General features: G+C 51.7%; 21 protein-coding genes and 1 tRNA gene. 12 read left to right on the top strand and 10 right to left on the bottom strand.

The window, feature by feature from the left end; all coding sequences use genetic code 11:
* The first annotated feature begins 179 nt into the window (after positions 1-179).
* A complete protein-coding gene (locus tag SIB80_RS04360) occupies positions 180-659 on the top strand; it encodes a low molecular weight protein-tyrosine-phosphatase (RefSeq protein WP_063419294.1) in 480 nt (159 codons plus the stop codon).
* Here SIB80_RS04360 and SIB80_RS04355 read toward each other — a convergent pair.
* The gene (locus SIB80_RS04355) at positions 643-2,193 is read right to left on the bottom strand and encodes a bifunctional pantoate--beta-alanine ligase/(d)CMP kinase (protein WP_074160129.1); all 1,551 of its coding nucleotides are present in this window, start codon (positions 2,191-2,193) and stop codon (positions 643-645) included. The two genes, SIB80_RS04360 and SIB80_RS04355, sit on opposite strands and share 17 nt — an antisense overlap.
* Positions 2,190-2,789: a septal ring lytic transglycosylase RlpA family protein gene (locus tag SIB80_RS04350; protein WP_063419292.1), complete on the bottom strand. Its 600-nt coding sequence runs from the start codon at positions 2,787-2,789 to the stop codon at positions 2,190-2,192. Before SIB80_RS04350 ends, SIB80_RS04355 begins: the two co-directional genes overlap by 4 nt.
* Before the next feature lie 317 nt (positions 2,790-3,106).
* Here SIB80_RS04350 and purM point away from each other — a divergent pair, with 317 nt between their 5' ends.
* From purM to SIB80_RS04330, 4 genes are all read left to right on the top strand, one after another.
* Positions 3,107-4,144, top strand: a complete 1,038-nt coding sequence (gene purM, locus SIB80_RS04345) for a phosphoribosylformylglycinamidine cyclo-ligase (protein WP_063419291.1) — start codon at positions 3,107-3,109, stop codon at positions 4,142-4,144.
* Between the two features lie 170 nt (positions 4,145-4,314).
* Positions 4,315-4,953, top strand: a complete 639-nt coding sequence (locus tag SIB80_RS04340; RefSeq protein ID WP_063419290.1) for a hypothetical protein — start codon at positions 4,315-4,317, stop codon at positions 4,951-4,953.
* A 181-nt stretch (positions 4,954-5,134) separates the two neighbouring features.
* Positions 5,135-5,311 carry a hypothetical protein gene (locus SIB80_RS04335; protein WP_169189833.1) on the top strand — a complete coding sequence of 59 codons (177 nt, stop codon included), beginning with the start codon at positions 5,135-5,137 and terminating at the stop codon, positions 5,309-5,311.
* A gap of 4 nt (positions 5,312-5,315) precedes the next feature.
* The gene (locus tag SIB80_RS04330; RefSeq protein WP_063419289.1) at positions 5,316-5,810 is read left to right on the top strand and encodes a hypothetical protein; all 495 of its coding nucleotides are present in this window, start codon (positions 5,316-5,318) and stop codon (positions 5,808-5,810) included.
* Between the two features lie 432 nt (positions 5,811-6,242).
* Here SIB80_RS04330 and SIB80_RS04325 read toward each other — a convergent pair whose 3' ends face one another.
* The 4 genes from SIB80_RS04325 to SIB80_RS04310 form a co-directional block, all read right to left on the bottom strand.
* Positions 6,243-6,860: a tetratricopeptide repeat protein gene (locus SIB80_RS04325; RefSeq protein ID WP_063419288.1), complete on the bottom strand. Its 618-nt coding sequence runs from the start codon at positions 6,858-6,860 to the stop codon at positions 6,243-6,245.
* Between the two features lie 198 nt (positions 6,861-7,058).
* Positions 7,059-7,325, bottom strand: a complete 267-nt coding sequence (locus SIB80_RS04320) for a hypothetical protein (RefSeq protein ID WP_063419287.1) — start codon at positions 7,323-7,325, stop codon at positions 7,059-7,061.
* 283 nt (positions 7,326-7,608) lie between these two features.
* A complete protein-coding gene (locus SIB80_RS04315; protein WP_413398222.1) occupies positions 7,609-7,839 on the bottom strand; it encodes a hypothetical protein in 231 nt (76 codons plus the stop codon).
* Positions 7,840-7,875: 36 nt separating this feature from the next.
* Positions 7,876-8,037, bottom strand: coding sequence for a hypothetical protein (locus SIB80_RS04310; RefSeq protein ID WP_155724717.1), 162 nt, complete (start codon positions 8,035-8,037; stop codon positions 7,876-7,878).
* 500 nt (positions 8,038-8,537) lie between these two features.
* Between SIB80_RS04310 and SIB80_RS04305 the strand changes: the two genes are divergently transcribed.
* Both SIB80_RS04305 and SIB80_RS04300 read left to right on the top strand, forming a co-directional pair.
* A complete protein-coding gene (locus tag SIB80_RS04305; protein WP_236065974.1) occupies positions 8,538-8,801 on the top strand; it encodes a recombinase family protein in 264 nt (87 codons plus the stop codon).
* Between the two features lie 875 nt (positions 8,802-9,676).
* Positions 9,677-9,943 (top strand): hypothetical protein, encoded by a 267-nt coding sequence (locus SIB80_RS04300; protein ID WP_011131067.1) that lies wholly within the window; start codon positions 9,677-9,679, stop codon positions 9,941-9,943.
* A 127-nt stretch (positions 9,944-10,070) separates the two neighbouring features.
* Here the strand turns inward: SIB80_RS04300 and SIB80_RS04295 are convergent.
* Positions 10,071-10,141, bottom strand: a tRNA-Cys gene (locus tag SIB80_RS04295).
* A 54-nt stretch (positions 10,142-10,195) separates the two neighbouring features.
* On the opposite strand from SIB80_RS04295, the gene SIB80_RS04290 reads away from it, so the two are divergent.
* The gene (locus SIB80_RS04290) at positions 10,196-11,443 is read left to right on the top strand and encodes a lipid-A-disaccharide synthase-related protein (protein WP_063419284.1); all 1,248 of its coding nucleotides are present in this window, start codon (positions 10,196-10,198) and stop codon (positions 11,441-11,443) included.
* Positions 11,444-11,483: 40 nt separating this feature from the next.
* Entirely contained in the window at positions 11,484-11,753 is a 270-nt protein-coding gene (locus SIB80_RS04285; RefSeq protein WP_011131069.1) for a hypothetical protein, read from the top strand.
* 15 nt (positions 11,754-11,768) lie between these two features.
* Here SIB80_RS04285 and SIB80_RS04280 read toward each other — a convergent pair whose 3' ends face one another.
* Positions 11,769-12,413, bottom strand: coding sequence for a ribonuclease D (locus SIB80_RS04280; RefSeq protein WP_063419333.1), 645 nt, complete (start codon positions 12,411-12,413; stop codon positions 11,769-11,771).
* Complete coding sequence (locus tag SIB80_RS04275) at positions 12,413-12,634, bottom strand: hypothetical protein (RefSeq protein WP_063395044.1); 222 nt, start codon at positions 12,632-12,634, stop codon at positions 12,413-12,415. The genes SIB80_RS04280 and SIB80_RS04275 overlap by 1 nt, the downstream gene beginning before the upstream one ends.
* Before the next feature lie 313 nt (positions 12,635-12,947).
* Between SIB80_RS04275 and SIB80_RS04270 the strand changes: the two genes are divergently transcribed.
* Together SIB80_RS04270 and SIB80_RS04265 are read left to right on the top strand one after the other, a co-directional pair.
* The gene (locus tag SIB80_RS04270; RefSeq protein WP_063416832.1) at positions 12,948-13,502 is read left to right on the top strand and encodes a cofactor assembly of complex C subunit B; all 555 of its coding nucleotides are present in this window, start codon (positions 12,948-12,950) and stop codon (positions 13,500-13,502) included.
* A 36-nt stretch (positions 13,503-13,538) separates the two neighbouring features.
* Positions 13,539-14,393, top strand: a complete 855-nt coding sequence (locus tag SIB80_RS04265; protein ID WP_063419332.1) for a hypothetical protein — start codon at positions 13,539-13,541, stop codon at positions 14,391-14,393.
* On the opposite strand, the gene hemF is transcribed toward SIB80_RS04265, so the two are convergent.
* Entirely contained in the window at positions 14,320-15,396 is a 1,077-nt protein-coding gene (gene hemF / locus SIB80_RS04260) for an oxygen-dependent coproporphyrinogen oxidase (RefSeq protein WP_063419283.1), read from the bottom strand. The genes SIB80_RS04265 and hemF overlap by 74 nt on opposite strands.
* Before the next feature lie 130 nt (positions 15,397-15,526).
* On the opposite strand from hemF, the gene SIB80_RS04255 reads away from it, so the two are divergent.
* Positions 15,527-16,603, top strand: coding sequence for an Mrp/NBP35 family ATP-binding protein (locus SIB80_RS04255; protein ID WP_063419282.1), 1,077 nt, complete (start codon positions 15,527-15,529; stop codon positions 16,601-16,603).
* Position 16,604: the final 1 nt, after the last annotated feature.

Below are 16,604 nucleotides of genomic sequence, written 5' to 3'. Positions count from 1 at the left end.
CAAAGTCTTAGATGAACTCATTGAAAAACGAGATTCTTTTGTGCATTGTTGACTGCAACTCAACAAACCTGAGCTAAGGGAAGCCATCAATAGACTTAAAGACCCTTGCAGGTGCAATCAAAGATGCCTCAGTAGTATGCAAAGCGATTCACGCTCATCCTGCAACGCTTGGAGTCTGAATGAATCATCGGCTGCTGTTCGTTTGCCTCGGCAACATCTGTCGCTCCCCCGCTGCAGAAGGGGTTTTCCTACATCAACTAAAAAGCCAAGGCATGGAAAAGCACTTCCTGGTGGATTCCGCCGGCACCGGTGGATGGCACGTTGGCAGGCCAGCGGATTCGCGCATGCGTAGTGCTGCCCAGCAGCGAGGGATCCTTCTACCCAGCCGAGCGCGACAGATCACCCTGGAGGATCTACAGACTTTTGACCTAATCCTGACCATGGACGCAGATAATTTGGCGACTGTTAAGAGCATGGCCACTGAAGTCGGCCCTATGGCAACTGCCAGGATCGAGCCCATGCTCAGCTATGCCACCAAAACATCACTTGAAGAGGTGCCAGACCCTTATTACGGAGGAGATGCAGGCTTCGAGAAAGTACTCGATCTGCTTGAAGACGCCTGTGAAGGCCTGCTAATTGAACTCAGCTCCCAGGTGTAGGCCAAACCTCCTCGGGAACCTGCACTCGAAACAAATCGATCAAAGTCTCAATCACCTCCTCAATCGACATGCCGTCACTGATCAACTCAGTGGCATCTTCAGCTTGGCGCAAAGGAGCAACTTCGCGGGTGCTATCCATTCGATCACGTTCCTCGATTTGTGTTTCCAACTCAGCCAGATCAGGAACCGGGAAACCACGATTGTCCAGGTCCAGAGCGCGACGCCTGGCACGTTCAGCCGGGCTGGAGGTGAGGAACACCTTCAACTCTGCATCTGGGAAAACGGCCGTACCAATATCCCGTCCTTCAGCAACCAAACCGCCTCGTACGCCCATCCTCTGTTGCTGAGCCGTCAAAGCCTTACGAACACAGCCGTGAGCAGCAACCACTGAAACCGAGGACGTCACTTCCGGCGATCTGATTGCCTCTGTTACGTCGTGACCATTGATCCGAACCTTCTGTGGTCCTGATTGAGATGGCTCAAGCTCAAGCTCAAGATTCTCAAGGATGGTTTTGACTGCTACAGGGTCGTGCGAATCAACATCATGTTGCTGGGTCAACCAAGTGACAGCCCGATACATGGCCCCCGTATCGAGGTAGAGCAGGCCAAGCCGTTCAGCAAAGGCTCGTGTCACGGTGCTTTTACCAGCACCGGCAGGCCCATCTATAGCAACAATTGGCTGACGAGACATCAGAAAAGTGTGATCAATGAGACGAGTCTCCCCGCAACGCACAGCCGCCGCCAGAAGGCAAAGCTTGCGGCCAGCATGCAAAGGCTGCAGGTTAAACGCATCGACCGTTTCTACATACTCAACCTCCAAGCCAAGTTGCTCCCATGCGCACCGGAGCCCTACAAGATCAACTGTTCGTCCATCCTGAGACTCCCGAGCAGCTCGAGCAAGTAGCTGAGGCAAGGCCAACGCCTGCTGGCGCTGTTGAGTCATGAGGTAACGATTACGGGAACTACAAGCCAAGCCATCGTCATCGCGCACCGTGGCGACCCCATGCACCCGCACCGGCAACCCCAACTGGGCAACCAAATGGCGCAGGATCACCAATTGCTGCCAATCCTTTTCGCCAAGCACAAGCACCTCTGGCCGAACTAGAGCCAAAAGGCGAGCTACCACCGTGACCACACCATCAAAGTGACCGGGCCTACTCGCCCCACACAAATGTGCCTGAAGATGAGAAGGAACCTGAATCCTGAACTGGGAAGAAGCCCCCCCAGGAAAAACCTGATCAACTGAAGGAGCCCAGAGTGCAGAAGCACCTGATCTTGATGCCAACTCACAATCGGCCTCAAGATCACGAGGATAACTATCGAAATCCTCAGCAGGGCCAAACTGCAAAGGATTCACGAAAACACTCACCAACACAGAGGCTGGTTGAAGGCTGCCAAATCCTTGAACTGACTTGATCAGCTGGCCATGACCGCGGTGCAAAGCGCCCATGGTGGGGACGAAATGAACCGAAGACTGCTGATGCTTACGCCATTGATGCAACTCAGCCGTTGAACTGAGAACAGAAAAACTCAGCGCAGCACCTCAAGACGCACTTGGGCAATACCACTCGATATCAAACCAAGCTCGTGGGCAGCACCATGAGCAAGATCGATGACGCGATGAGCGATAAAAGGGCCTCGATCGTTGATTGTCACAACAGCTGAACGATCATTCCAAAGGTTGGTCACCCTTACCTTGGTACCAAACGGCAAGCTGCGATGAGCAGCTGTCATTGTCCCTGGCCTGAAAACTTCACCACTTGCAGTTCGGTTTCCGAAGAAGCCCGGGCCGTACCAGCTTGCTTCACCAGTGCTCACTTGAACAACAGTGGGAGTTGGCTTGACAGGTCGGTTGAGCTTGGCAACTGGAACGATTGGGAACGCTTGTGGTGTCTCAACAACTGAATCAACAGTTAAACCAGTAGCGACATCAGCACTGCCTTGATCTGAGCTGCCTTGATTGGCAGACAAAGGAGTCGCAAGAAGCGAGATTCGTTCAAGCAGGGCTTTCTTTACCTGTTCCCTGGTGACCTTTTTGTCGAGGTCAAGATCTCGAGCAAAGGCTGGTAACAGTGCAGCACTGCTGGAGCAAACACCAGCAAGAACAAGAAGCGAAACGGAAAATTTCATTACTAGCAGACGACACTTGAATGAGGAGAAAAATCATCCCCAGCAGGAATACGTCCTTCAACCAACTAAAGTTCCCCAAACCGTACGAATTACATCCTCTCTGTAGGAGAGCTCGAACAGCACCTCCTCGTCAGATTGGTGCAACTTTAAGCAGGTAAATAACAGATCATCACTTGACTTACAAGGGCCAGAGCGATGCCACGCTGATCAGCCGCACTGATGCCATCCAAAGGCCCTGCTAATGCAAGACAGGACAATCATGACATTGGCTGAATGGAGGGCGGCAGAGGAGGATCTAGAGAGGGCCAGTCGAAACCATGGACTACAAGACCGCGGGCGTTGACGTCCAAGCAGGTAGGGCATTCATCGAGCGGATCAGATCTAGCGTCGAAGCCACCCACCGCCCAGAGGTGATCGGTGGTCTGGGAGGGTTTGGAGGCTTGATACGCCTCCCCGCAGGGCTAAACAAGCCTCTGCTTGTCGCAGGAACTGATGGAGTCGGCACCAAGCTCGAACTAGCTCAGCAACATCAAGCCCACTACGGAGTAGGGCTGGACCTGGTTGGAATGTGTGTCAACGACGTCATTACCAGTGGCGCTGAACCCCTCTTTTTCCTCGACTACATCGCCACCGGAACCCTCAGCCCAGAGGCCATGGCACAAGTTGTGGAGGGAATTGCAGAGGGCTGTCGCCGCAGCGGCTGCGCCCTCCTAGGAGGAGAAACCGCCGAGATGCCTGGGTTTTACGACCCAGGTTGCTACGACCTAGCCGGCTTTTGCGTAGCAGTGGTAGAAGAAGACGAGATGATTGACGGTCGCAAGATCAAGCCTGGAGATCAGATTATCGGTGTGGCAAGCAGTGGCGTTCATAGCAACGGGTTCAGTTTGGTGCGCAAAGTGCTCGCCCTTACTGAAGCCAATAAGAACACTCGCTTCGGATGCGACAACAAACCTCTAATCGAGACCCTGCTAACCCCTACCACCCTTTACGGCCAGCTGGTAAAAAACCTCCTAGCAGCAAAAGTTCCACTCCACGGCATGGCACATATCACCGGTGGAGGCCTACCAGAGAATCTTCCCCGATGTTGTCCAAAAGACTTAGTTACCGTCATAGATCCAAGCAGCTGGACCAGACCAGAACTTTTTCAATGGCTCCAAGATGCTGGCCAGATTCCAGAGCATGACCTCTGGCACACATTCAATCTTGGAGTGGGTTTCTGCCTAGTGGTCGCAGAAGAAGCAGTACGTGATGTCCTGCAGGTTTGCAACGAACAAGCTCTTCAAGCTTGGCCTATTGGTCAAGTCGAAACTGCCTCTCCCTCAACCGGGGAGAGATTACGAGGGCTACCCAGCTAAAGCATTGCATCGCAACGGCTATTGAGTCGCAAGATCTCTCTGACTAATTACATCGGACTTGTACGAGCCTATTCTCGAGCAGATCTTTAGACACGTCCTCAAGTAATATTTACCTATGCAAGCCGAGAGAATATTTCGGCAACAGCGTCGTCAGATCCAACTTAAATCCAATGCCCTTTGATAGCCCCCAGCGCATAACGCGTCGCCGTAGCTCAGCAGGACCTGTGCCTCCAAGACGGCAAATCAATAGTGATTACGACGATCGCAACGCCCCCCACCGTCAAGGTCAGGGTCCGAGGCCAACCTTTTTAGCCCTGAGGGACCACGGCAAGGTTTATGTGGCAGACCTCCCCAATCTCTCTGACGGGCAACTGGTACACATCTGCAAAGAAGCTGAGGAAGTTCTTGAAAGCCTGGAGCGTCGCATCAGCGATCTCGAAAGCGAAGCACACAACGGTTTCGGTGATAGCGACACCTTCATCAAGGCATCCACCAAGCGAGATGTGACTCGTCGCTTCATCCGAGCCATCCAAGGTGAGCAAGAACATCGCCTCAGCAATCCAGCCCTACGCAGGGCGGCCGCTGAATCTCTGCCTCGCACGTTCCTCGAGATCTCACGCCACCGCTTGCCTGGAGCAACTTTTGATTCACTGCTTCAAGAAGCTTTGGCAGCCTGCGAGCTGAAGGAACTGGACTCCGACATTGCTGCAGAGGCACCCGTCAAGGTGGTCCCCATCCGCTCTACTGCAACCACTCTTCCGGTCGTGGTGACACCTGATCCAAATCTTCCAAGCTCAACCAGCGCCTAATAGGGGTTCATTACTCCAAATGGATTGCCGTCACTGGCTAATTACTGCCAACCGAGCTAATCAAAAGACTCTAGAAATTGCAACGTCAAGGTTGAGATGCTTGACACACTCCTGTTTTACCAGCCCTCCCATCTGAAGGGGCATGATCACAAAATCGAATCAAATCGCCATCCTCGCGACCATGACGAGAACCGGCAAATCATCCGATCCATTTCACTCCAGAAAACCTCTAAGGGGAAAGGAGGCAAAAGCAGATGACACCCCAGAGGATGGGGATGTCCTTTGCAAACACTGTCGGCGAACCGCAATCAATGGCATACGTTGCCTGGGAATGTGTGTCGCTGATAGCGACTATTAACTAGATGCGCACTCCGATTGTTCCCCTCTTACTGATCAGCCTGTCCATGGTTGCCGGAACAAGTTCGATCGCCGATCCACGCCAAGCTATTGGTCGCTTTGAAACGATTGCTAGCAAATGTAAATACAGATTGGGAAGCGGCTCTCTGCAGACTTGCCAGGTTGTTCAGATGGATCGCAAGACAGCAACAGTGACTGGGGTACGCTTCATCGGCCGAGGCGTAGAACACGGGTCCAGTCGGCATCTCACCTTTGTCGCCAACGCACCTGATCAGACCATCCCATTACGCTGTATATCAGGCAGCTGCACCCTGAACGAGAAAAGATGGACAGCCACGGTGAGCAGCGTGGCTGAAAGCAAGTTTGATGGGCGAGGGATTGCAGAAGGACTGCCTCAAGCCTGGCCGGTAAAGGGTGATTGTGAGCTCTCTTTGAAACAACTCCGCTGCAGGGCATGGGCCATGAGTGGAGAGATCCTTACTGGAGAAGCCCAACTGTGAGAGACCAGCAAGAGCGGGCAACTTCAAGGCGAGGATCCTTATAACTGGCTAGCGAACCTACCTACAAGCTTGTCTATTCTGCGCACCACAAGAAGACCCAGGGCCAAATCCGGCTCGTTGTAGCTTTGGCGAAGGGAAAGATTTGCCCCCTTAACAGTCAGAAAACAGCAATGCTCCTTTCTAAACAGTAAAGGAAGCGGCTTAAGGTAGGTCAGCAGAACCTCAGTGAGTAGAATGTTATTAAGCCTCTAAAACGGGTTAATTCAATCTGCACTAATCCTGAATTAACAACTTTATTTCACAAGAAAAAGTGAGGCAAGAGCATCCATGCAGCTTAGCCAAGCAAAGGCCTGGAAAGCTTCAAGATTGATCAGCTAAAAAGTGAACCAAGCTTACTCCCAAATTGCATGGTGCAGACAACCAGAACCCATTCTAACGGCATGACTCTTTCACCCACTTAGCAGCTATTTCATCACCCAATGCGGATGCCGCTCTCCAATCAGCACAAGCACCTGTTAGGTTGCCATCATTCTCTTTTGAAATTCCACGATTTAGGTAAGCAACCGCAAGTTTAGAATCAATCTCTAGCGCCTTATTGTAATCAGCAATTGCCGCTCGATTGTCACCTGATTTCCTATTTGCAACACCGCGATTGTTGTATGCAATAGCATGATTGGCGTCAATTTCCAGAGCCTTGCTGTAATCATCAATCGCACCTTTATAATCCTCTAATTCATCCTTCGCATTACCACGATTATAATATGCAAGAGCATACTGAGGGTCAATGATTAATGCCTTGCTAAAATCTTCAATTGATCCTTGATAATCACCAATCCCATATTTAGCATTGCCGCTTTTAATACAAGCATTTACATCATTCTCTTCCCCCTCTCTTCTTGCTGAAACCGCCACCCCGGCAACTCCAGCAACAGCCGTAGAAACAATCAGCAGGGGTTTTCCTACCCGAAAGAACGACAAGCCAACAGCAGTGACAGCAGCTGTGGCAACACCTACGGCAATGGCAGCAGTATGGCGTGGCATCGAGGTCATTCTCCTATTGACTCAGCCTAGACAAAAGGTGCCCCCCTCCCAATAGTAAAACCGTTTTTTGGCATCAAGATTAAAAAGGACACCCTCAACCGACGTTCTTAAACCCGAGACTAATTTCTGGGCATCTACGACCTCAGACTGATAAGCAATTTCAAGCCTGGCGAAATCCAAGCTTCAGCAAACAAAGCAACCCCTCCCTCAGGTGCCACCATTGCAGAAACGAACTGCTGCAGAGACACTCGTACCGCTGTTCCTTGTCTCTTCAATACAGGCATTAAAAAACTTTGCTTCCTGCTTAAGCGGATACAACTTGATCGCAATTGTCAAAAGAGCAAATGCCGCTATCCACCTTGCGGCTAAACCTCCAGCCCCAAATGCATACCAAAGGATCCGCCTACTACCGGAAGAGCTCGCACATTTCTTGGACTTCTTGGATTTCTTGCCCTTGCCGTTTTCCTTTGCCATTGAATCAGTGATGATTAAACAAACACTAGGCTGTTCCAGCTCCAAGCAGCTTTAGGTCTTCCAAAAGATCGCCAGGATGGTAGAGCAAGACCAAATCAATAGTCCAAGCAGCACTTCATTCACTCCACAACAGCGTTGGATTTACCTTGCTGAAATTGGATTGCTTGGTCCAGGCTGATCAGGTAGAAGTGGGCAGCTCACCAATCCCAACGAGAACCCAGAAAGGGCCTGATGCTTTGCAGGAATAAACAAAGATCATGGATCGAGCTCTACCCCCTTCAGATCACCATGCAATCAAAGACACACCTGCAATCAAGAGCGTTGTAACGACAAAACCAAGGCCAAAGATAATTGCCCCTATTCCTGTATTCCAATAAATAGACATGCTTAGCAACTCATCTCCTTCCTTTAAAGATTGATCTGGCGATGAGCCCAGCTGAAAAGACACATAGTCATTGATCCATACCTGTGTTGCTGAGCGATAGGGTGATTCGGTTGTCACAAAATCGACCACCTCTATAATTCTCTCTTTAATTGTCGCTCGTGTCACTTATACAACCGCCCTTGCAATCAAGGTGATAGCAGCAAACAGAACTGCTGAAACGAGGAATCCAACCGCAAAAATACCTGCAACTATGCCTGTATTCAAATAAACGGAGACAGTCGCTAACTCCTGCCCTTTTTTTTCTGCCACTGATTTTTTCTCTGCCACTGGATGAAGCTGAAGGAATCAATATCCTATAGCCCCACCTCTTTGGATTACTTGTGAGCTGCTCTGCAGAGCCTTCGCTTGAGGACGGCAGGACTGGCAAGGTCTGTTCAGGCTCATCAAGAGCTCATCACCCTCCACCTGTATGTCCAATCCCCTCATATGGCAACAATCGCCTCATGAGCCAATGTTCTGACCCTCCAAAAAGCAAGCAGGCCCACAAAAGAAGAAACGACAATCCACTCGCCAAGTTTTTTTACCTCAATGATCATGACCACCTCATTGGTGACAAGAGAGCTCAACCCGCGTTGAAGGCTGTCTCTTGCACCGCGACAGGTTCTCTCACCCATAAAGATAAAGAGCCTTAGGGTCAAGCCTGCAATAGAGCACCGCGTCGGATGCCCTCAAGTACAGGCCTTATTTTCTGAGTATCTGCGTCATAGGACTCCTAAATCAATCTTGAGCATTCGGAATCAAAGCATCAGCAGGTAAAGCCGGTCCCTTTGATTGACATTCAAGCGCTTAGGCAAAGGCCCCCAGCGAGCACTTCATGTCAGACCGCCGATCATCAAGCTGAGGCATTAAATGAAGCAGGCTGCTGTCTTAACTGTCACCAGGCCATCAGCACTAGGCTGAAAGAAGTGGGCAGACCACAACTGCAAACTGCTTTAGCAGCAATCGATGAAGGTGATGAATTGGTAGTCGTGAAGTTGAACCGACTAGAAAGAAACCAAGTGGAAGCGATTGCAAGGCTACAAGATCTTTAGAAGAAAAGCATCCATATCAGAACAGCGGATGATCTGATCAACACAAGAGCAATAGGTAAATTGATGCCAGTCCTTCTTGGATTTTTTCTGGTCTTGCTGAAGTAGAGCCTTCGCTGACCAGTGAAAAAACAATTGAACACATTTAGCACCGCTTGAAAACAGGAGGAAAATTTGGAGGACGATCCAAGAGAAATGCTGCAAAGGAGAGTTTGGCGCTGTGGTTGAGGGATGAAGGTTGCTCTTGTCGATCCATCAGAAAACAAATAGGTCTTGCACTCTCAACAATCCTCAGGATTATCATGAAAAAGGAAGCATTAGCCGCATGAACCTGATCGAAGCACACAAAAGATCTATTGAACGTGAAAAAAAGAAGCTTGGGGTGTCTGACTATGGGTTGCTCTGGATTTCCTTCCTAAGAGGAGCATTTGTCGCCCTGATCATTGAGAGGTTAATCATCCATTAATGAAAACAGTCTTACTTGGCCTCATCGTTGCCCTTCTCTGGTCTTCACCTCAAGCAAGAACCACGACAGCCAATGGTCTCAGGATGGCGGCAAACTGGTTGGATCCAAAGGAGGAACCTACGAAGAACCCCAAACACATAAAAATCCCCAACCCTTTATATGTTGAGCAAGAATAAAAATAGAGCTCATTTCTAATTAAGAGATCAAAACTATTCAATGGCCTCTATCATGAGAGATCAACAAGCTTCAAAAAAGGCGGCAGAGCAAAGAACACCCAGAACAGCCTCCTCCTACGCTGTTGAAATGGCAGTTGTACTTCAACCATTTCCATATTTGCTCTTATTTCCTGCCTATTGAGTAAATAAGATCATGAGCGATGTTAGCTTAAGTAAAGCAGGTTGATTGCCCTCATATGAAAGACGCTCATGAGCAAGTTTTAAGCGAAGAGAGCAAAGAGGTATGGCGAGATCATGTTCTTCAAGAAATAGTTGATTTTCTTGGATCCCGCAAGGACGAAATTTATGAGAACTACGCCAAACAGAGCGAAGGAAGACTCTCTAAAGAAGTCATTGAGGATGAAGGCTTGATGGACTTTGAACTCGCGATTACTTTCCTACGAGACAAGAAAAAATGGTTTGGACTTGGCTCCGGTTTCTTCAAGGCTAATCTCATTCGTTAAGTTCATGGAATCGTGACAACGTTGATTGAGAAGTAGCCCAACTCCCCTTCCGCTCCCCTTCCGCTTTTGCAGAGAACTAAGACGAGAACACGCCAGTTACTGCGACTTGTTTGGAAGACATTGTCGAAGGCGGCACCCAGATTCGAACTGGGGATAAAGGATTTGCAATCCTCTGCCTTACCACTTGGCCATGCCGCCGCCAGGGAGACTCAATTCCCTGCAGCGGATCGTATCAGCCACTCTGCTAGCTCTCTGCTCGTGATTTGCAACGGGCATGGCGAGGATCTGATTGCACTACGGGTGTTGGAGGCACTACATCGCAAATGTCCAAGTCTGCCCATTGAAGTGCTTCCCCTCGTAGGGGTAGGACAAGCTTTTGAACATGCCTTAGCCGCTGGATGGCTTAAGCGCCTGGGCCCTTCAGCGCCCTTGCCAAGTGGTGGCTTCAGCAATCAAAGCTTGCGGGGCCTGATTGCTGATCTTGCTGCCGGACTCACTCTGCTCAGCTGGCGACAGTGGCGATGTGTGCGCCGCTCAGCCAAAGCTGGCAAAGCCATTCTGGCAGTAGGAGACCTGTTGCCCCTGCTCATGGCATGGAGCAGTGGTGGAACCTATGGCTTCATCGGCACACCGAAAAGTGATTACACCTGGCGAAGTGGACCAGGCCGAGCCTTGAGCGACCACTACCACCGCCTCAAAGGCAGTGAATGGGATCCCTGGGAATGGGCCCTAATGCGATCTTCGCGATGCCGAGTGGTTGCCGTTCGTGATCAGCTCACCGCCAGAGGACTACGACGCCACGGGGTAGCCGCAAAGGCGCCTGGAAACCCAATGATGGATGGATTCAAGGTCGAATCAATTCCTACCGCCCTCAACCGATACCGGCGACTGTTATTGCTCTGTGGAAGTCGAATGCCCGAAGCAGGCACGAATTTCAAGCGACTGCTTGAAGGCCTAGGACAGCTCGAAAGCGATTTACCGCTAGCACTACTTGTAGCCCTTGGCTCCCAACCCAGCCTCAACCAGATCGAAGCCATTCTAAGAAGCGATGGCTATCTACCATCCATCCCCCCCATCGACACCCTGGAAGCCAAGGCCTGCTGGGTCAAAGGTACACAGCTCGTGCTGCTCGGGCCTGGTCAATTCAACCGCTGGGCGGCCTGGACCGAAGTGGGCCTTGTCACCGCTGGAACCGCCACAGAACAACTTGTAGGTCTAGGCATTCCGGCCTTATCGATGCCTGGACCAGGACCACAATTCAAACGACAATTCGCCATACGGCAAAGTCGCCTCTTAGGAGGAGCCGTACTGCCCTGTCAAAGCAAAGAAGAACTGGCAGACAGGCTTCAGAGACTGTTAAAAGACGACTCCCTTCGACAACGATTAGGAAGGATTGGCAACAGACGAATGGGAACAGCTGGCGGCAGTGCTGCACTCGCAGCACTGATCTCACAGCTTTTATTAGGGCATAGGAGAGCACCTAGACAACGCTCTGTTTGACACGCCATAGCGGATACTGAACGCTTGCAGCACCACTGCCATGGCGGCCATGCAGGACCATGCCTTAGTGAAAATCTACGCCGAACTGGCCAGCTGCCTCAGCATTAGCCTTGCCTCGGCCCGAAGAAAGGTTGAACTGACAGCAAGTCGAGAGGAGGTTAGGGATCTTGAAGGCCGCAAGGCCATTGCCGAACGTCTACTTGAGGCGGCTCGCTCTCGCCCAACAGAAGGAGAAAACACCTCAGGTTCTCAACTCGACCGACTTCTGGAAGCTGTGGCCAGTGAAGAGAACTTCATGGTTGAGGACTAAAGCCCACGACACTCGTCAATGTTCAAAGATCTGGGTAAATCGCAAACGATCCAGTTCCGCAATCACAGGGATACAACTGAAGCAACGCTGCGCAATCTCCCAGCGCCCCTCACGTCGCAACATCATTTCTAGACGCTGCCTAGCCGGAAGCAGATATCGAGCATCGTTGGCTGCATAGGCCAACTGAACATCGCTGAGTTCCTCAGCCCGTCCCCAATCACTGCTCTGGGCCTGCTTATCCAGTTCAACTCCAACCAACTCCATCACCACCTCCTTCAACCCATGGCGAGGGCTATAGGTTCGTGCAAGGCGACTGGCCACCTTCGTACAGAAAATGGGCAAAACGGAGATGCCCAATCCGCTAGCAAGTGCGGCCACATCAAAGCGAGCAAAGTGGAACACCTTTTCAACAGAAGGGGCCTCCATGAGCTTCTGCAAACGAGGGGCAGACGTCTGACCCAAACCAATCCGCACGCATGCCACATTGTCGGCAGGGTCACAAATCTGCACGAGACAGAGGCGGTCACGGCCATGAATCAGTCCCATGGCCTCAGTGTCTACAGCAATCGCAGATGCTCTGAGATATCGATTCGCCCAGTCTGAGTCGAGATCCCCATCGAAAACGACAAAACTTGCAGGTGCTTGAGAAAAGTCGGCCATTAAGCAAATGGCGCAGGGCCAGGACAAATCCTCACCACTCTGAAGGGCCACAGCGCCGGCTTGCTCATCTTGCTGATTTGAAAACGGTGGCGAGACTGGGTTGAATCAGGCATGGTCACTCGCTCGCCTTGAGCATCCGACGCATGCCCTCGCTGAACTGTCTGGCCGATATCAAGCAAGATTTTTTCAACCACCGCAACAGTTTCTCGATCTGGGAGCAACCGTCTACAGGTTGCTGATCTCCTGGCTCAAGACAGTCAACTATCAAGCAAGAATCTTGCATCAACTAGCTCTGAGGCTGCCACGCCATCGGCTTTCGAAAGGCATGCTGCAAAAAGCCCTGAATTTTCTAAAGAGCTAAGTAAGGCTCATACAGCAACACCAAGCAACGCTGCCCAAAACCTGATCCGACCGAATCGCATGCTTCAGCTCCTCGCTACAGCAAAGGCTGATGCAAAGCGACTGATAGAGCCCTGCCATGGCATCGTAAAGACCTAGAACAGATGGGTACATCAGCACCCATGCACGAACGCGATGCCGGCGGTCTTCTCCTCGACCCTGCTACTCACAGTGCTACTGGCCATCGGCCTGGTGTTTTTTCTGCGGGCAGCAAGTAAAGACCGAACCACGGTTGTAGATGTTCACTCACCGCGTCCCCCACTAGAGGTCCTCAATGGAATGATCCACTGGCTGGAGGAACGAGGCTGGAAGCAAGATAGTGGCGATGCTGATAGACAAGTCCTTCGCTTCAGTGGAAGCGTTGCCTCCAGCCAATCGCTGGCAATCCTGTTATCCCTATACGCTGCAGTTGGTTCAGGCTGCCTTGGACTGGTTGTCCGCCAGCTTTATCCCCTCCTGGACTGGTGGCCACTTCTGCTTATTGGTCTAGGCCCACTCGCAGGATTGATCTACAGCAATCGCGCCAACCGCATTGAAGCCGTTGAACTTCGCTTGATCAGCGCCAGCGACGACGAAGGCAGCACCCTGCGGCTGAGGGCCCATCGCGACGAACTGATTGCCATGGAATTGGAACTCTCCCAGCCCCTTGAGCTGGCTAGCGATGGCTCTCTTCTATCCTCTCCAATCTGAGTGATTTCAAATCTCAGCGCTAGAGGCAGGAGCCTATTGGTTCTCAGCAAAGCTTTCAGCTTGGGGATCAGCTTGCTTTGCCCGGCCACTTCCGCAGAAGCACCATCTCCGCCACCTATTGAATCTCCTTCAAGAACAGCACCGTCTCAATCACCGATTGCAGAGCTAAACACCGGTCCCCGCACGCGCTTAAGGGGCAATTGGGTAGGTCGCCAACCTGTGTCTCCCTCTTTAAAGATTGTTGTCATGGCAGGACATGCAGACTCACAGGGGATGCATGGCTCAGGAACCCCAGGTGCTGCAGTTGATCAAAGGGGAGAAGCCCCGATGGATCCCCGCATGCGGGATGAACTCTTTTGGAACCAGAAAGTACGCGATGCAGTCGTTGCCCTCAGTAAGCAAAAAGGGCTCAATATCATCGGCTACGACCCAGGAGCACTCTCAATTGCTAAAGCGAGCGATCCACGTACCAACTGGTCAGTAGCCCACCGCCTTTCCAGGCAAGGCGCCTACATCCTAGAGATTCACTTCGATGCATACAGCCCGCATGGATATGGATCTGGACTGATCCCTGCCCTCAATCGCAACCTCAACCGAGTGGATGAAAGTCTTGCTCAGAGCTTCGGTCGATTTCCCAGATTCTTTCGGGGAGGCCTTGGTGGACCACGACGAGGGATCAGCATCCTTGAGATCGGAATGCTGGAAGGGAGTCTGGAGGCAAATCTCCGCAACCCCAAAACCAGAGAAGCAACCATTCAAGCCATCGCCCTTAAAGTCACCGATGCTTTGATGCTGGGAGTACGTGGGAAGACGTCTTCTAATCCACCGCCTGGTGTGGTCGACAACGCTCCTCCAACGTCGAATCCTCAAACCAATTCTGAGGTCGAGTAAACAAATCAGTGAGCAAAGCCTCCCTTGAATCAGCTGGTGCGACATATCCATACTCCCAACGAGCAAGTGGTGGCAAAGACATCAAGATCGACTCAGTTCGACCATTGGTTTGCAATCCGAAAATCGTGCCCCGATCCCAGACCAGATTGAACTCCGCATATCGCCCACGGCGATACAACTGGAATTGACGTTCTCGATCGCCATAGGCCTGCTCCTGACGTTTCTCCACAATCGGCACATAAGCCGGCAAGAAAGCCTTCCCACAAGCCTTGGCCAGCTCAAATAACTGTTCCCAGCTCTTTGGATGAGGCCCTAACTCCCGTGAGACCTGTGCAGCTGGACCCTCAGAGTTTTGACCTTTGTAAAGCACTCCAGATCCATCCTGGTAGTCGTAAAAAATTCCACCCACACCACGTGTCTCACCACGGTGCTTCAGATAGAAATATTCGTCACACCAAGGTTTAAAGACCTGATGGAGCTCAGGTCCAACCGTGTCACAAGCCTGCTTATGAACGCGATGGAAATGGCGGGCATCTTCCAGGTAGGGATAAAACGGCGTTAGGTCAGCGCCACCGCCAAACCACCACACCGGCCCCGCCTCGAAATAGCGGTAATTAAGGTGGATCGTAGGCACATATGGATTGCGCGGGTGTAGCACCATCGAAGTGCCGGTAGCAAACCAGGGATGCCCCTTTGCCTCAGGCCGCTGATTCAAAATCGACGGAGGCAACTCCTCGCCGTGCACCTCAGAGAAATTAACGCCGCCCTGTTCGAAAACTCGGCCCTCACGCATCACCTTGGATCGCCCACCACCCCCTTCAGGCCGCTCCCAACTGTCAGTTCTAAAAGATTGGCCACCATCCAGACTCTCCAGTTCATTACAGATCTCATCTTGCAAGCCGAGTACCAATTCACGTGCACGTTTGCGCGAGTGAGGAGGAGGAGGACCTTGGCCAACATTCTCAGAAGCACCCATAAGCTTGCCAATTAAAGTAGGAACAATGCAGACAACAGTAATAGCATTGCGTTGTATTTTGTGCCAGGACAGCTCTGTTTTTGTGTCTTTTCAGATATCGCCCTTGAGAACTGTCACGAGAGTCCACACATAGGATCCTCTCACCTGAAGGAAAGGCATGGCCACGGCCGAGCAGGCACACAATGCGCTTGATCAAGTCAAGGATTCAGGCAGCGGCCGCTCGGCTCTTGAAATGGGCTGGATTAACCAAGTCCGTGTCATTCCTCCTCGCGCCGTCATCCGCCTCACCTTGCCTGGATTTGCCCAAAGCCAAAGGGATCGATTGGCACAAGAAGCTCGACAAGTCTTACTAGAGCTCAACGGCATCAGTGAGGTGCAGATTGAAATTGGGGAGACTGCCAGCCAGGGGCCTATAGGCCAGGCTGGCCATGGACAATCTGCCGAGCCCCAGGCCATCCAAGGGGTTCAGCAGATTGTCGCCGTAAGCAGTGGTAAAGGGGGTGTTGGCAAAAGCACCGTGGCCGTCAATCTGGCCTGCGCACTAGCCCAGGAGGGTCTAAGCGTGGGACTGCTCGATGCCGATATCTATGGACCAAATACTCCAACCATGCTTGGAGTCGCTGATCAAACCCCTGAGGTGAGCGGCAACGGTGCTGAGCAATGCATCATCCCGATCGAAAGTCATGGGATAGCAATGGTGTCGATGGGTCTGCTAATCGAGGAGAACCAACCAGTGATCTGGCGCGGCCCGATGCTGAACGGGATTATCCGCCAATTCCTGTATCAGGCCTACTGGGGGGAGCGAGATGTTTTGGTGGTCGATCTACCTCCAGGCACTGGCGATGCACAGTTGTCACTAGCGCAGGCAGTTCCCATTGCGGGGGTGGTGATTGTCACCACCCCCCAGAAAGTTTCACTGCAGGATGCTCGCCGAGGACTGGCAATGTTCAAGCAAATGGGCATCAACGTGCTGGGCGTGGTCGAAAACATGACCGCCTTCGTACCTCCCGATCAACCAGAGCGTCGTTACGCCCTATTCGGCTCTGGAGGGGGAGAGCAGCTGGCGATGGAAAACAATGTCCCTCTGCTGGCACAAATCCCTATGGAAATGCCTGTGCAAGAGGGGGGTAATGAAGGTAGCCCCATCGTTCATAGCCGACCCGAATCAGTGAGTGCCAAAGCCTTCAAGCAATTAGCCAAACAAGTTCTGGATTGCGCCTCCAAGGCCAGCTGAC

The sequence above is a fragment of the Prochlorococcus sp. MIT 1327 genome (assembly GCF_047304785.1).
Classification (GTDB): Bacteria; Cyanobacteriota; Cyanobacteriia; order PCC-6307; family Cyanobiaceae; genus Prochlorococcus; species Prochlorococcus marinus_D.
This window is presented reverse-complemented; position numbering and strand designations above follow the sequence as displayed.